At 65.0% G+C, this 14764-nt stretch carries 12 protein-coding genes; 6 read left to right on the top strand and 6 right to left on the bottom strand.

Annotation, left to right across the window (positions count from 1 at the left end):
- Window positions 1-94: 94 nt before the first annotated feature.
- Window positions 95-1009 (top strand): LysR family transcriptional regulator, encoded by a 915-nt coding sequence (locus tag RBA41_RS08415; RefSeq protein WP_306622998.1) that lies wholly within the window; start codon window positions 95-97, stop codon window positions 1007-1009.
- A 79-nt stretch (window positions 1010-1088) separates the two neighbouring features.
- Here RBA41_RS08415 and RBA41_RS08410 read toward each other — a convergent pair whose 3' ends face one another.
- From RBA41_RS08410 to RBA41_RS08400, 3 genes are all read right to left on the bottom strand, one after another.
- A complete protein-coding gene (locus RBA41_RS08410) occupies window positions 1089-3953 on the bottom strand; it encodes a hypothetical protein (protein ID WP_306622995.1) in 2865 nt (954 codons plus the stop codon).
- A 204-nt stretch (window positions 3954-4157) separates the two neighbouring features.
- Entirely contained in the window at window positions 4158-4541 is a 384-nt protein-coding gene (locus RBA41_RS08405; protein WP_306622993.1) for a VOC family protein, read from the bottom strand.
- Window positions 4538-5677, bottom strand: coding sequence for a GNAT family N-acetyltransferase (locus tag RBA41_RS08400; RefSeq protein ID WP_306622991.1), 1140 nt, complete (start codon window positions 5675-5677; stop codon window positions 4538-4540). The genes RBA41_RS08405 and RBA41_RS08400 overlap by 4 nt, the downstream gene beginning before the upstream one ends.
- A gap of 149 nt (window positions 5678-5826) precedes the next feature.
- On the opposite strand from RBA41_RS08400, the gene RBA41_RS08395 reads away from it, so the two are divergent.
- Both RBA41_RS08395 and RBA41_RS08390 read left to right on the top strand, forming a co-directional pair.
- Window positions 5827-7896: an NAD(+) synthase gene (locus tag RBA41_RS08395; RefSeq protein ID WP_306622989.1), complete on the top strand. Its 2070-nt coding sequence runs from the start codon at window positions 5827-5829 to the stop codon at window positions 7894-7896.
- A gap of 70 nt (window positions 7897-7966) precedes the next feature.
- Window positions 7967-8305 carry a P-II family nitrogen regulator gene (locus RBA41_RS08390; protein WP_054263304.1) on the top strand — a complete coding sequence of 113 codons (339 nt, stop codon included), beginning with the start codon at window positions 7967-7969 and terminating at the stop codon, window positions 8303-8305.
- A gap of 93 nt (window positions 8306-8398) precedes the next feature.
- Here RBA41_RS08390 and RBA41_RS08385 read toward each other — a convergent pair whose 3' ends face one another.
- The 3 genes from RBA41_RS08385 to trxB form a co-directional block, all read right to left on the bottom strand.
- Window positions 8399-9007 (bottom strand): trimeric intracellular cation channel family protein, encoded by a 609-nt coding sequence (locus tag RBA41_RS08385; protein ID WP_099880775.1) that lies wholly within the window; start codon window positions 9005-9007, stop codon window positions 8399-8401.
- A 98-nt stretch (window positions 9008-9105) separates the two neighbouring features.
- Complete coding sequence (locus RBA41_RS08380; protein ID WP_306622984.1) at window positions 9106-9771, bottom strand: Smr/MutS family protein; 666 nt, start codon at window positions 9769-9771, stop codon at window positions 9106-9108.
- Between the two features lie 10 nt (window positions 9772-9781).
- Window positions 9782-10738, bottom strand: coding sequence for a thioredoxin-disulfide reductase (gene trxB / locus RBA41_RS08375; RefSeq protein WP_099880771.1), 957 nt, complete (start codon window positions 10736-10738; stop codon window positions 9782-9784).
- 205 nt (window positions 10739-10943) lie between these two features.
- Here trxB and RBA41_RS08370 point away from each other — a divergent pair, with 205 nt between their 5' ends.
- The 3 genes from RBA41_RS08370 to RBA41_RS08360 all read left to right on the top strand — a co-directional run bounded on the left by RBA41_RS08370 (window position 10944) and on the right by RBA41_RS08360 (window position 14752).
- The gene (locus RBA41_RS08370) at window positions 10944-13301 is read left to right on the top strand and encodes a DNA translocase FtsK (RefSeq protein ID WP_306622980.1); all 2358 of its coding nucleotides are present in this window, start codon (window positions 10944-10946) and stop codon (window positions 13299-13301) included.
- A 96-nt stretch (window positions 13302-13397) separates the two neighbouring features.
- Complete coding sequence (lolA, locus tag RBA41_RS08365) at window positions 13398-14030, top strand: outer membrane lipoprotein chaperone LolA (protein ID WP_306622978.1); 633 nt, start codon at window positions 13398-13400, stop codon at window positions 14028-14030.
- A gap of 104 nt (window positions 14031-14134) precedes the next feature.
- A complete protein-coding gene (locus RBA41_RS08360) occupies window positions 14135-14752 on the top strand; it encodes an energy transducer TonB (protein ID WP_306622976.1) in 618 nt (205 codons plus the stop codon).
- The last annotated feature ends 12 nt before the right edge of the window (window positions 14753-14764 follow it).

Genomic DNA, 14764 nt, shown 5'->3' with positions numbered 1-14764 from the left:
ACTTTGCGTTTTATCAATACAGGGAAACGAAAAGTTTGCGTGTGCGATGTGCACTGGTGCACAATATCGGCGATGAATAGCGGATATTTATTCCATGAATACCTTGCCTGAATGGACAGACCTGCGTTTCTTTCTGGAGCTGGCACGCGCCGGCACCTTGTCGGGCGCGTCGCGCCGGCTGGAGGTGGAGCACACCACGGTGGCGCGCCGCATCGACCGCCTCGAAATCCAGCTCGGCACCACCTTGTTCGACCGCAGCCGCGAAGGCTATGAGCTCACCGAGATGGGCCAGGCGCTGCTGCCGCATGCCGAAGCGATGGAAAGCGCGGCGCTGGCCGCCACCGAGCAGCTGGGCGGCACCGAAGTGGCGGCGCACGGCGTGGTGCGGCTGGGCGTGCCGGAAGTGTTCGGCGTGCGCGTGGTGGCGCCCCTGCTGGTCGGGCTGCTGCAGACCCACCCCGACCTGAGCATCGATCTGCTGGTGCTGCCGCGCTTTGCCAACCTGGCCAACCGCGAGGCCGACCTGGGCGTCATGCTCGATCCGCCCAGCACCGGGCGCTACATGATCACGCGGCTGGCGTCGTTCCGTTTCTATTTGTACGCATCGCCCGACTACCTGGCGCGCCATCCGCCGATCCGCGAGCATGCCGACCTGGCGCGCCACGATTTTGTCGATTACGTGCAGGACCGGCTGGCCAGCCGCGAGCTCAGTTATCTCAATGAACTGGGATTCACGCCGAGGCGCCGCCTGTGCTGCACCGGGATGACCGCGCAGGTGGAGGCGGCGTCGCTGGGAATGGGGCTGATCATGGCGCCGCCGTATGCGGTGCCGGACGATGGCCGGCTGGTGCCGGTGCTCGACCAGTTTTTTGCGGAGCGCTCGTTCTGGCTGGCCGCGCCGACCGATCTGTACCGCCTGCAGCGGGTGCGGGCGGTGTGGAATTTGCTGAGGGAGTATTCGGACCGGCAGCCATCGCTGTTCGTGCACGGGCGCGAGGAGCGGCGGTGAATTGTCGTTCCCGCGCGAGGGCGGCCCCCGGCGGGAACGACGGTTTACTGGCTAACGCCGCTAGCCAGCGTCGGTGGTCTTAGTCCTCCGGCTTCTCGTCGATCAGCAGCGGCGGAATCAGGATGGTTTCCTCCTGGCCCGCCGGCACGGCCAGCTTCGGAAAGGCGATGTCGGTACCGTCATCGACCACTATCAGCGTGGTCGGCACGCGGTAGGTCCATGCCGCGCCTTCGGGCGTTCCTTCCATCGGCGTGCTGCGGTTGACCAGCTGGACTTCGCGGTTCAGGTCGGCGAGCACCCGGTCGGCCGGCACCACCGCGATGTCGGACACGATCCCGGTCTGCAGGTACAGCGCGGCGGCATCTTCATACCCGCTGCGCACCGGCAGGATCACCGACGCGAAACCGGCGTTGAGGAAAGCCGTGAACACGCTGTCGCCCTGCTGCTCGAAGCGGGAAGCGGCCCATTGCTGCGACCCCTGGTTCCAGAAATACGGGAAGAAGCTGTAGGTCAGTTGATCCCACTCGAAGGCGTACTCGAAGAAGCGCACTTCGCGTGCCGCCTGCTCCAGCCGCTCCGGCGCGATGGCCGGTATGGCGCCCTGGATGATGGGCGAGGCCGGCGCGGCCTGGCCGCTGCCGCTGCGCACGATTTCCAGCACCGCGCGTTTGAGCTCGTTGCGCTCGATGGTGCGCATCTGTTCTTCGCCGAGGGCAGCGTATGGACCTTCTTCGTCGGCGCGCGCCGCGGCCAGGCGGGCGTGGTGCTGTTTCAGGTCGCTTTCGTACTGGTCCATGATGATCTGGTGGCAGGCCAGCTGCCACTTCTCGAGCGCCACCTTGGTGCGGGTCCAGACCAGGTAGAAATTGACCGTGAACTGGTCCAGCTGGCCCCAGCCGCTGGCGTTGTAGCTGACCGCGCCGCTGTTGGTGCCGATGGCCTGGGCCGCGATCGGCGTGCTGCCGGCCGGGCTGCTCGAAAACAGCCGGGTGCCGATGCTGGCGGTGATGCCGGACTGGTTCTCGACCCCGTACCAGGCCATCGACACGCCGGCCGCCGTCGCCGCGTAGCCCTGTTCCAGCGCCACTGGCGAATTGAACACGCCGCTGGCGGTGGGTGTTGCGCCGGCACCCGTGGGGTAGCTCAGGCTGGCGTATTCGGTGATGGCGGCCGTCGGCGGCGGCGGCAGGGTCACGCCGAAGCGGTCGGCGATCGCCAGCCAGCTGGCGTCGGTAATCTCGGCCGGGCGCAGGGTGGGCTTGACCGGGGCCGGACCGGCATGCCCGCCGAAGCCGGGCTGCCGGGCCAGCAGGTGGCGGAACATGGCCGCCGGCGCCGGCACCATGACCTCGTACATGGCGCGCGCGCCGTAGGTGAACACCTGCGCCTGGTAGACCTTGTCGACCCAGCGGTACTGGGCGCGCACCGTGGCCGCCGGGGCGCTGTGGCGCACCGTCTCGCTTTCGTACACTTCGGCGCTGCGGGTAAGGAAACGCTGGCGCCCGACCCGTTCGCGCACCAGCGCCACGGCGCGGTCGACCAGTTCGCGCGACTGGCGCACATCGTTGCCGCGCGACTGGTCGCCGCCGCGCGAGTTGTTCATGAAGGTCGATGCCTGGGCATTGACGGCGCCATAGTTGGAAGTCAGGTTGATGCTGGCGTTGCGGTCCTGCTGGTTGCGCGCGCTCTGGAAGGCCGACTGGCCCAGCTCGAAGCGGTTGAAGCCCGTCTCTTCCTGCGAGAATTCGGCATCGCCGTCGTTGAAATTGCCCTGGCTTTCGTCGGCGCGGCTCAGGCGCGAGTGGAAGTGCTCGTGCTCTTCGCCTTGCAGGATGTTGTGGATATTGGCCAGCTCACCCTTTTCGTAGCCCACCAGTACCTGGCGCACCACGCGCAGGTCGGCCACGCCAACGGGACGGATGCCGAACTTCATGCCTGGCGCCGGGGCCGGTTTCGAGACCGGGGCGGTGGGCAGCAGCAGGCCCAGTTCCGGACTGGCGGCCAGCACGGCTGCAGCTTCAGGGCCGGTGGCGGGCGTGCCGGACGCAATGGCCACGCCGCTCGAAATGCGGCGCCGCACGTCGTCGAGCAGCTCGTAGGCGCTCAGCGTGGCGGTGGACACCTGGGCGTCGGCCAGCTCCTGGATCAGGTTTGCATGGTCGGCGCGGAACTGCGCGTCGATGTCGGCGGCGGGCTGGATGCGGAAGACTTTTTGCAGTTCCGATGGGCTGCCCGTGCCTGGCATGCCGGGCGCGTGCGTGCCGCCGCCGGCGATCTGGTCGAGCGCCGCAACCAGGCGTTTTTCGAGCAGGACCAGGGTATCGATCTGCTTGAGCAGGTCGCGCAGGATGGCATCTTCTTCCCCGGCGGCGTTGTGGCCGGCGGCGGTTTGCTGGGCATGTTGCTGTTCGCGGCGCAGGCGCATCTGTTCCTCGAACGCGGCCGGCAGCCTGAGTGCGGGCGTGAGCGCGGCCTGCACCGATTCGGGCGACAGCGCATTCTGGTCGCCGGCCAACAGTTTTTGCAGCAGGGTGACCTGGCCCAGCAACTGCTGGGCGCGCTGCAACTGGGCGTTGCTGGCCTTGTCGGAAGCGATGCCTTGCAGGTAGTACTGCCAGAAGGCGGTTTGCAGAGCGCTGACGTCGCCCGTCGCGCTTTGGGCGATCGGGAACAGGGTGTCGGCGGCCAGGGTCAGCTGGCCCTGGCGCGCGGCGTTCAGGTCGGCCTCGATGGCTTCCGGCGTGCGCTTGACCAGCGCGGCCCAGTGGGCGGTCAGGATGTCCAGCTCGGCGGTGAAATCGAGCTCGGCGGCGGAGGCGATCCAGGCCGCGACCTTCGATTCGTCCGGCAGTTCAAGGAGTCCCGCTGGCGCCGGTGTCGGGTTGGGTGCCCGGGCGGTAGCGAAGCGAAACAGTTCCTCTGCATTGGCGGTAGCTTGCGTCATGATATCTCCCGGTGATGAGGTTGAAAGGTCATCATGGACCGCGATGGCGCGCCGGAGTTCAGCCTGCGTCAGCGATAAAACCGACCTGCCTCAATGCGGAGCCTGTTTGAAATGTCGCGACGCAAGTGTTGCGGATTTTATGGTTCCGGCTGGAACAAGGTTTCGACCGGCACATTCAAGGTTGCAGCCGGGTGCCGGTGCCGCTTACTCGTGGCAGCAGACGCACAGCTTGTTGCCGTCCAGATCGCGGAAGTAGGCGCCGTAGTAACTGGCGTGATACTCGGGCCGCAGACCGGGCGCGCCTTCGCAGGTGGCGCCGTGGGCGAGGGCGCTGGCGTGGGCGCGCTCGACCGCGGCGCGCGAAGGCGCCAGCAGGGCGGTCATCTGGCCGTTGCCGGCGGCGTGCCGGCCGGCGAAGGGATGGCCGATCAGGAACAGAGGGCGCGGGCTGCCTGGCTTCATCCAGCCGGCCCACGGCCTGGCCGGATCGCTGAACTTGAGCGCCAGGCCCAGTTCGGGCATCAGCGCCGCGTAGAAACCGAAGGCGGGCGCGAAGTCGGTCACGCCGATGAAGACATGCGAAATCATGCGGGTTCCTTGAAAGGATTGCGCTCGTTCAGTTCATCGATGTAGTCGTCGATGCCGCCGCTTTCACGCTCCAGGAAGCGCTCGATGGCGTCCGAAAACGCCGGGTGGGCCAGCCAGTGCGCCGACCAGGTGCGGGTCGGCAGGAAGCCGCGCGCCATCTTGTGTTCACCCTGGGCGCCGCCCTCGAACACGGCGATCTTGTGCTCGATGCAAAATTCGAGCGGCTGGTAGTAGGCCGTCTCGAAGTGCAGGCAGGGCACGTGTTCGAGTTCGCCCCAGTAGCGCCCGAACAGGGTGTCGGCGCTGTGGATCACCAGCGAGGCGGCGATCGGCTCGCCCTCGCGCTCGGCGATCACCAGCAGGATATTGTCGGGCATGGTGCGCCCGATGCGCTGGAAAAAATCCAGGTTCAGGTAGGGCGAGGAACGGTGCGCCGCGTAGGTGCGCTGGTAGCAGCGGTTGAACAGGCGCCAGTCGGCGTCCGTCGCTTCGGCCCCGCGCACGCGGCGCAGCATCACGCCGGCCTCGCGCACCTTGCGCCGCTCGGCGCGGATGTTCTTGCGCTTTTTTTGCTCCAGCGTGGCGAGGAACTCGTCGAAATCGCGGTAGCCGGCGTTCAGCCAGTGGAACTGCACGCCGCTGCGCAGCATGAAGCCGGCCTCCTCCAGCTGCTTTACCTGGTCTTCGGGCGGGTACAGGATGTGGGTCGAGGAGACGTCGGACGCCTTCTGGGTCGACACCAGCGCGGCCAGGAGCGCGGCGCGGGCGGCGGCGTCGCGTGCCAGCAGGCGCGGCCCGGTCACCGGCGTGAAGGGAATCGCCGAGAGCAGCTTGGGATAGTAATCGACGCCGTTGCGCTGGTAGGCGTCGGCCCAGGCCCAGTCGAACACGTACTCGCCGTACGAGTGCATCTTGACGTACAGCGGCATGGCGGCGGCCAGTTCGGCGCCGTCGTACAGGGCCAGGAATTGCGGCTGCCAGCCGGTATCAAGGCAGGCGCTGCCCGACTCGTGCAGGGCGTCGAGAAAAGCGAAGGAGAGGAAGGGATTGGTGTCGGCCTGGGAGGATGCCAGGGCGTCCCAGGCGGCTTGTCCGATCTCGCTCAGAGAGGATACGATTTGCGTGCGATAATTCATTCTTGTCGAATCGGCTATTCCATTATTTTGGCGGGCGACGCTGGCTGTGATGCAGGCCGGTCCATTGCATTCTACGCACATTAGCGTCAGGAGGCGCAAGGCGGCCGGACGCCGCGCCGCGCGCGCCGCCACCCTACGAAAGACACTGCATGCAGAACGACTTCTTTAACCTCTATTCGCACGGTTTCGCCCGGGTCGCGGTGGCTACGCCACGCTGCAAGATCGCCGATCCCGTCTTCAACGCGGCCCAGACCATCGCGCTGGCCGAAGCGGCGGCAAAGCAGGGCGCGGCGCTGGTGGCCTTTCCCGAGCTGGGACTGTCGGCCTACAGCTGCGACGACCTGTTTCACCAGGCCGCGCTGCTGGACGCCTGCGAAGCGGGCTTGCGCACGGTGATGGACGCGACCGCGCAGCTGCCGCTGGCGCTGGTGGTCGGCCTGCCGCTGCGGGTCGGGCATCAGCTGTTCAACTGCGGGGTGGTCGTCGCCGGCGGGAAAATCCTCGGCGCGGTCCCGAAAAGCTACCTGCCGAACTACGGCGAATTTTACGAAGCGCGCCAGTTCAGCGCCGCCGACAGCGCGCCATGCAGCCAGATCGACCTGCTCGGGCAAAGCGTGCCGTTCGGCGCCGGCCTGCTGTTCGAGGCCGAGGGCGTGGCGCTGCTGCGCTTTCATGTGGAGATCTGCGAGGATGTGTGGGTGCCGATTCCGCCGTCGTCGTTTGCGGCGCTGGCCGGGGCCACGGTGCTGGTCAACCTGTCGGCGTCGAACGTTTTGGTGGGCAAGAGCGGCTACCGGCACCAGCTGGTGTCGCAGCAGTCGGCGCGCTGCCTGGCGGCGTATCTGTACACCTCGGCCGGGCGCGGCGAATCGTCGACCGACATGGCGTGGGATGGCCAGACCCTGATCTACGAAAAAGGCGACCTGCTGGCCGAGGCCGAGCGCTTCCAGGACGACTCGCACATCATTTACGGCGACGTCGACCTGGAACGCCTGTCGCGCGAGCGCATGCACACGACCACGTTCGCGCAGCAGGTGCGGCACCATGCGCAGCAGGTGGCGGCCTTCCGCGTGCTGCGCTTCGCCTTGCCGGGCGCGCCGGGCGGCGGCAGGACGCTGGCCTTGGCGCGCGCGGTCGAGCGCTTTCCGTACGTGCCGTCGGACCCGCAGCGGCGCGACGAGCGCTGCACCGAGGTGGTTCACATCCAGGTGCAGGCGCTGGTGCAGCGGCTGTCGCAAAGCGGCATGCAGAAGGTGATCATTGGCGTGTCGGGCGGGCTCGATTCGACCCACGCTCTGCTGGTGTGCGCCAAGGCGATGGACCGCCTGAAGCTGCCGCGCACGAATATCCTGGCGTACACCATGCCGGGCTTTGCGACCAGCGAGCGCACCTTGCGCCAGGCGCGCGCGCTGATGGAAGCGGTGGGCTGCGAGGCGCACGAAATCGACATTCGTCCGAGCTGCATCCAGATGCTCAAGGACCTGGGCCATCCATACGCGCAAGGGCAGGAAACCTACGACATCACGTTCGAGAACGTGCAGGCGGGCGAGCGCACCAGCCATCTGTTCCGGCTGGCGAACTTCCACAACGGGATCGTGATCGGCACGGGCGACCTGAGCGAGCTGGCGCTGGGCTGGTGCACGTACGGCGTGGGCGACCATATGTCGCACTACAACGTCAACGCCAGCGTGCCCAAGACCCTGATCAGCCACCTGGTGCGCTGGGTGGCCGAGTCGGGCGTGATCGGCACGGGCGGCTCGGACGTGCTGCTGCAGGTGCTGGCGACCGACATCAGCCCCGAGCTGGTGCCGGGCAAGGCCGGGGAAGACAAGCCGGCGCAGAGCACGGAAAGTTCGATCGGGCCGTACGAGCTGCAGGATTTCAACCTGTACTACATCCTGCGCTATGGCTTTGCGCCGTCGAAGGTGGCGTTCCTGGCGTGGTCGGCGTGGAAGGACCGCGAGCAGGGCGCGTGGCCGGACGCCTTGCACGCCAGCCGCAACCAGTATGCGCTGGCCGATATCAAGAAACACCTGGCCACGTTCGTGTATCGCTTCTTCAAGATCAGCCAGTTCAAGCGCTCGTGCGTGCCGAACGGGCCGAAGGTCGGCAATGGCGGATCGCTCTCGCCGCGCGGCGACTGGCGCGCGCCGAGCGACGCCGAGGCGGTCGTGTGGCAGGCCGATCTGGACAGGATTCCGGATCAAGCCGGGAAATAGCACTGGCGTTCGTTTAGAATAGCGGCAACAGCAATTCCATCGCGTGACGAGCAACTATTTAGGAGTAGCCATGAAACAAATTACCTGTGTCATCAAACCGTTCAAGCTGGACGAAGTGCGCGAAGCGCTGGCCGACGTCAATGTGACGGGGCTGACGGTCACCGAGGTCAAGGGTTTCGGCCGCCAGAAGGGCCATACCGAGCTGTACCGCGGCGCCGAGTACGTGGTCGATTTCCTGCCGAAGGTCAAGATTGAAGTGGTGGTGGACGACAGCATGGCGGACCAGGTGGTGGACGCCATCATCAAGGCCGCCCGCACCGGCAAGATCGGCGACGGCAAGATTTTCGTGCAGGATGTGGAGCAGGTGATCCGTATCCGCACCGGCGAAACGGGCCCGGAAGCAGTTTAAGTCCGCCCAGCAATTAATTTCCTAACCGGGGTCAGACCTCCGAATCGAAACAAAAAGATTTCGATTCGGAGGTCTGACCCCGGTTAAGAAACTTTATGAGCGGCCCATGCGCATGTCGAATTTCCACGTGAGCAGGCGCAGGCCGCTGATGACCGTGGCGCTCGACCACAGCGCCAGGTCGGGATCGGCGCCGAATTTCTTCATCAGCAGAAACATCCAGCTGCCGATGAACGCGCAGATCGCGTAGGGCTTGCCGTCGCGGAAGACCATCGGCACTTCGTTGCAGACGATGTCGCGCAGTACCCCGCCAAAGATCCCCGTGATCACCCCCATCATCGAGGCGATGAAAATCGGCATGTGCGCTTCCAGCGCCGAGGCCACGCCGGCAATCGAGAACAATCCCAAGCCCACCGCGTCGGCCACCACGATCAGGCGTTCCGACACGATCTGGCGCAGGGTGCGGATCAGCGGCGCGGCCATCAGGGCCAGCACGAAGATGAGAATGGCGTATTCCTGGTGCGTGACCCAGAACAGCGGACGGCGGTCGAGCAGGATGTCGCGCAGGGTACCGCCGCCGAACGCGGTAATGAAGGCCACCGTGAAGACGCCGACCAGATCCATGCGCTTGCGGCGCGCTTCGATGAAGCCGGAAAAGGCGCCAACCAGGATCGCCATGATTTCGATGAGCGTAATGAGGGTCATGCGGTGCACTGTACTGTGGCGAATATTGCTAGCCTAACATGCGCTTGGCATGATGGACAGTGTAAGGAGTGCGCCCGGGGAAATACCGGGCGCGTGTTTCAGGTGCCGATGGCCGATTTGAGCAGGACGATCAGGGCGCCATGGCTGCGCCCGTCCACATTGGCGGCGCAGAAGGCAATCACTTCCTCCTTCTGTTCGAGCCAGCTGTGCACCATCGAGCGCAGCACCGGCTCGCCGCCGGCCGATCCGAGGCCCTTGCCGTGGATCACGCACACGCAGCGCAGCTTGCGCTTGCCGGCATTGTGCAGGAATTCGCCGATGGCATCGCGCGCGCCATCGCGGCGCAAGCCGTGCAGGTCGAGCTCGTCCTGGACCGGCCAGTGGCCCTTGCGCAGCTTGCGTACCACGTCCGTGCCGATCCCGGCGCGCGAAAAACTCAGGCTGGGGTCGTCCTCGAGCAGGTGATCGACCTCGAACTGGTCCGAGAGCGACTCGCGCAGCACCGCCGCGTCGTCCTCGGCCTGGTTGCGAAATACCTTGGCCGGCTTGATCTTGACGTTGATGCCGGGCGGGGCGTTGGGCACGAAGCGGTTCGATTCGGGCATCTTGCGCACGCCGCCGATGGCGCTCTTGAACAGGTTGGCCTCTTGCGCGGCCACCCGTTCACGTTCTTCGCGCTCGGCTTTGTCGCGCGCGCGCGCTTCGTCCTGGCCCTTGAGCTGTTCGCGCAGGGATTTCAGATCGGAAAAGTCTTTCATCGGCATCGCTTTACTGTTAGTCGTTCAGGCTTTCCAGGTAGCGCTGGGCATCGAGCGCCGCCATGCAACCGGTGCCGGAGCTGGTGATGGCCTGGCGGTAGATGTGATCCTGCACGTCGCCGGCGGCGAACACGCCCGGGATGTTGGTCGCGGTGGCCATGCCTTCGAGGCCGGTGCGGGTCTTGATGTAGCCGTTGTGCATGTCGAGCTGGCCTTCGAAGATGCTGGTGTTCGGCTTGTGGCCGATCGCCACGAACAGGCCGTGCACGGAAATCGGCGTGATGGCGCCGTCGACAGTGGACTTGATGTGCACGCCGGTCACGCCGCTGTCGTTGCCGACCACTTCTTCCAGGGTGTGGTTGTACTTGATGACAATCTTGCCTTCAGCCGCCTTGGCATTCAGGCGGTCGATCAGGATCGGTTCGGCGCGGAATTTGTCGCGGCGGTGGATGATCGTGACCTTGTTGGCGATGTTCGACAGGTACAGCGCTTCTTCGACCGCCGTGTTGCCGCCGCCGACGACCGCAACTTCCTGGTTGCGGTAGAAGAAACCGTCGCAGGTGGCGCAGGCCGATACGCCGCGGCCCATGAACGCCGTTTCGGACGGCAGGCCCAGGTACATGGCCGAGGCGCCGGTGGCGATGATCAGGGCGTCGCAGGTGTACTCATGGCTGTCGCCGATCAAACGCATCGGTTTTTCATTGAGCTTTGTCGTGTGAATGTGGTCGAACACGATCTCGGTGTTGAAACGCTTGGCGTGTTCCAGCAGGCGCTGCATGAGGTCCGGGCCTTGCACGCCCATCGGGTCGCCCGGCCAGTTTTCGACGTCGGTCGTGGTCATCAGCTGGCCGCCTTGCTCCACGCCGGTGACGAGCATCGGCTGCAGGTTGGCGCGCGCAGCGTAAACGGCCGCGCTGTAGCCGGCTGGGCCGGAGCCGAGAATCAGAACTTTGGCGTGTTTGGTAGTGGTCATGGGGCGGGCTTTAATCGAAATGTGTATGAAGAGAAACTGGGGTCGATTGGGGGCAGATCAAGAGCGCGGAAATTCAATTGCGCACCCTCGATTATAGTCCATGATGCGGCCTAGCATGAATCATGGGGCCGATGCACGCCGGATGGCTTAGAATGAGCGCATCGCCAACATCGGTAAACACACGGCAGCACTGCAAGCAACAAGAATGACAAAGACAAGCCAACCATCCAACGCCAGTTACACCCGAAAGCCCGTCATGCGGCAACCGCTGCCGAACCGCGTGGTGCGCCTGCTGTCCGAGGCGCGCTGGATCGCGCTGGGCGTGATGTTCCTGTATTTCGTGATGATCTTGCTCAGCTACAACAAGGGCGATCCCGGCTGGTCGCACGAGGTGCAGGTATCGCAGGTGAGCAACCTGGGCGGGCGCGCGGGCGCTTACCTGGCCGACTTGCTGCTGTTTATCTTCGGCTTTTCGGCCTGGTGGTGGTGCGTCTGTTTCCTGCGCATGCTGTGGAAGGGCTATCGCTCGCTCAATCAAAAGTTTGTACTGGAAACGGAAGAAGATCCCGAGCACCAGCAGGAAGCGGCCATCCGCTGGCTCGGCTTTGCGGTGCTGTTCGTCGGCAGCCTGGGCCTGGAATATTTGCGCATGTGGTCGCTCTCGGTGCAGTTGCCGCGCGCGCCGGGCGGGGTGCTGGGCCAGCTGATCGGCCATGCGGCCCATTCGGCGTTCGGGTTCACCGGCGCCACCTTGCTGCTGTTGCTGCTGTTCGGACTCGGTTTCAGCCTGTTCTTCCATGTGTCGTGGCTGGGCGTGGCCGAGCGCATCGGCGGCGCCATCGAAAACGCCATCGACTGGTTGCGCCTGCGCTACCAGGACCGCGAGGACCGCAAGCAGGGCGAAGTGGCGGCCGTCAAGCGCGATGAAGTGGTGGTGCACGAGCGCGCCAAGCATGTGGAAAAGCATGTGGCGTCGCCGCCGGTCAAGATCGAGCCGCAGGTGATGGAGGTGGTCAAGTCCGAGCGCGTGCAGAAGGAAAAGCAGGCGCCGCTGTTCCGCGACCTGCCGGGCGACTCGTCGCTGCCGCCGCTGTCCCTGCTGGACGACGCGCCCGAGGTGCAGGAGACGGTGTCGGTGGAAACGCTGGAATTCACCAGCCGCCTGATCGAAAAGAAACTGTCGGACTTCGGGGTCGATGCCAAGGTGGTGGCGGCGTATCCGGGTCCGGTGGTGACGCGCTACGAAATCGAACCGGCCACGGGCGTCAAGGGCAGCCAGATTGTCGGCCTGGCGCGCGACCTGGCGCGTTCGCTGTCGCTGACCTCGATCCGGGTGGTGGAAACTATTCCCGGCAAGAATTTCATGGCGCTGGAGTTGCCTAATCCTAAGCGCCAGATCGTGCGCCTGACCGAAATCGTCGGTTCCAAGATCTACAACGACAGCGCCTCGCAGCTGACCGTGGCGCTGGGCAAGGATATCGCCGGCAAGGCCGTTATCGCCGACCTGGCCAAGATGCCGCACTTGCTGGTGGCCGGTACCACCGGTTCGGGTAAATCGGTGGGCATCAACGCGACCATCCTGTCGCTGCTCTACAAGTCCGATCCGGCCGATGTGCGCATGATCCTGATCGATCCGAAGATGCTGGAAATGTCGGTGTACGAAGGCATTCCCCACTTGCTGGCGCCGGTCGTGACCGACATGCGCCAGGCGGGGCACGCGCTGAACTGGGCGGTCAACGAGATGGAGCGCCGCTACAAGCTGATGAGTAAACTCGGGGTGCGTAACCTGGCCGGCTACAACGCCAAAATTGCCGAGGCGGCCAAGCGCGAAGAGCATATTCCGAATCCGTTCAGCATCACCCCGGACTCGCCCGAGCCGCTGGAAAAACTGCCGACCATCGTCATCATCATTGATGAGCTGGCCGACCTGATGATGGTCGTCGGCAAAAAGGTCGAGGAATTGATCGCCCGTATCGCGCAAAAGGCGCGCGCGGCGGGCTTGCACCTGATCCTGGCGACGCAGCGGCCGTCGGTCGATGTCATTACCGGCCTGATCAAGGCGAATATTCCGACCCGGATTGCGTTCCAGGTGTCCTCCAAGATCGACTCGCGCACCATTCTCGACCAGATGGGCGCGGAAGCGCTGCTGGGCATGGGCGACATGCTGTACATGCCGCCCGGTACCGGTTTGCCGGTGCGGGTGCACGGTGCGTTTGTTTCCGACGAGGAAGTACACCGGGTGGTGGCCCACCTCAAGCTGTCGGGCGAGCCGAACTATATTGAAGGCATCCTCGAAGGCGGCACGCTCGAAGGCGAGGGCGGCGGCGCGGAGGGTGGCGCGGCGGGCGAGGCCGGCGGCGAAGCCGATCCGATGTACGACCAGGCGGTACAGGTGGTGCTCAAGAACCGGCGCGCATCGATCTCGCTGGTGCAGCGTCACTTGCGCATCGGCTACAACCGCGCGGCGCGCCTGCTGGAACAGATGGAAAACAGCGGAGTTGTGTCGCCGATGCAATCGAACGGCAACCGCGACATCCTGGTGCCGGCTGCCAGCGCAGAATAAACCGCCGCGTGTGCACCGGGTTCCCCGCTCATCCGTTACAGGATGGACCGGTTCCCGGGCATCACATTGCCCACGCGGCCCACATAAAGGATATACATGCGATTTCTACTGACTAAAACAAGCGCCGTGCTGGCACTGAGCCTGGCCTGCGCCGGCATGGCCCACGCCACCGCCCTCGATCAATTCAAAACCTTCGTCTCCGGCACCAAGGCCGCGCGCGGCGAGTTCACCCAGCGCCAAGTCAAGAAGGCCGATGCGGGCAAGGTGGCGGCGCCATCGTCGGGCACCTTCGTGTTCGCCCGTCCGGGCAAGTTCATCTGGACCTACGTGAAGCCCTACGAGCAACTGCTGCAGGCCGACGGCGAGCAGCTGTATATCTACGACAAGGACCTGAACCAGGTCACCACCAGGAAGCTGGGCGACGCGCTCGGTTCCTCGCCGGCCGCCATCTTGTTCGGCAGCAACGACCTGGAAAAGAATTTCACCCTGAGCGAAGCGGGCATGCGCGACGGCCTGGAGTGGCTCAACGCCGTGCCCAAGGGCAAGGATTCGCAGTTCGAGCAGATCAGCATCGGCCTGCGCAATGGCACGCCGGAAGCGATGGAGCTGCGCGATGCCTTCGGCCAGACTTCGGTGCTCGCGTTCAAGAAGTTCGAGAAAAACCCGCCATTGACGGCGACCCAGTTCAAATTCGTCATCCCGAAAGGCGCCGACGTCGTCAATAACTGATCCCTCTTCCTCGTGGAGCACACGTGAATCGTCGAACAATCGGTACCGCACTGGCTGTAACGTTTTTTACTGGCACCACGATGGCTGTAGCCTTGGCTGTAGCCTTGGCTCTAGCCTTGGCTCCCGCCCTGGCGCAGACCAGGGTGCCGTCTGCCGCGGCCGACCGGCTGCCCTCGGCCTGCACCCGGCCCGACTGGCCTCCCGAGGCCAAACGCTACGATCTGGAGGGCACGACCGTGCTCGACTACCGGATCAGGGAGTGGCGCATCGCCGATGTGAAGGTGCGCAAGAGCAGCGGCTGGCCGATCCTCGATGCCGCCGCGGCGCGCAGTTTGCAGGCATGCAAGCTGAAGGCCGATGCCGCCCGGCCGCGCGAGAGCACGGTGCGGTCGGTCGACTACGTGTGGGCAACGGCCGGCGGACCGTCGGCGCGTCCGCAACTCCATCCTGACAGCTGTGCGGCATCCCCGCTGTTCAGCGGCTTCGTGCCGCTCGACAGGACGCCGACCGCCAGCGACGGCGTGCTGGTGCGCTTCCTCACCAATGGCCGGGGCGAACCGTTTAACATCCGCCTCGAAGGGCGCGTCACCGACACGGCACTGGCCGAGCACATCAGGCAATACGTGCAAACCTGCCGTTTCGTCGCCGCCAACGCTCCCGGACCGAAGACCGATGCGGTGTATGGGCGCGTGCTGCTGACAGCGCCATTGGCCATCGAATAAATCGAACATGCA

The sequence above is a fragment of the Massilia scottii genome (assembly GCF_030846495.1).
Taxonomy (GTDB): domain Bacteria; phylum Pseudomonadota; class Gammaproteobacteria; order Burkholderiales; family Burkholderiaceae_D; genus Telluria_A; species Telluria_A violaceinigra.
Note: the sequence above shows the minus strand (reverse complement) of the source record. Positions and strands in the feature narration are given on the sequence as shown.

Excerpts from the sequence above, each read along its gene's own strand:
- RBA41_RS08385 (WP_099880775.1), bottom strand. The coding sequence starts at position 9,007 with ATGACCCTCATTACGCTCATCGAAATCATGGCGATCCTGGTTGGCGCC.
- RBA41_RS08370 (WP_306622980.1), top strand. The coding sequence starts at position 10,944 with ATGACAAAGACAAGCCAACCATCCAACGCCAGTTACACCCGAAAGCCC.
- RBA41_RS08390 (WP_054263304.1), top strand. The coding sequence starts at position 7,967 with ATGAAACAAATTACCTGTGTCATCAAACCGTTCAAGCTGGACGAAGTG.
- trxB (WP_099880771.1), bottom strand. The coding sequence starts at position 10,738 with ATGACCACTACCAAACACGCCAAAGTTCTGATTCTCGGCTCCGGCCCA.
- RBA41_RS08415 (WP_306622998.1), top strand. The coding sequence starts at position 95 with ATGAATACCTTGCCTGAATGGACAGACCTGCGTTTCTTTCTGGAGCTG.
- RBA41_RS08410 (WP_306622995.1), bottom strand. The coding sequence starts at position 3,953 with ATGACGCAAGCTACCGCCAATGCAGAGGAACTGTTTCGCTTCGCTACC.
- lolA (WP_306622978.1), top strand. The coding sequence starts at position 13,398 with ATGCGATTTCTACTGACTAAAACAAGCGCCGTGCTGGCACTGAGCCTG.
- RBA41_RS08380 (WP_306622984.1), bottom strand. The coding sequence starts at position 9,771 with ATGCCGATGAAAGACTTTTCCGATCTGAAATCCCTGCGCGAACAGCTC.
- RBA41_RS08405 (WP_306622993.1), bottom strand. The coding sequence starts at position 4,541 with ATGATTTCGCATGTCTTCATCGGCGTGACCGACTTCGCGCCCGCCTTC.
- RBA41_RS08395 (WP_306622989.1), top strand. The coding sequence starts at position 5,827 with ATGCAGAACGACTTCTTTAACCTCTATTCGCACGGTTTCGCCCGGGTC.
- RBA41_RS08400 (WP_306622991.1), bottom strand. The coding sequence starts at position 5,677 with ATGAATTATCGCACGCAAATCGTATCCTCTCTGAGCGAGATCGGACAA.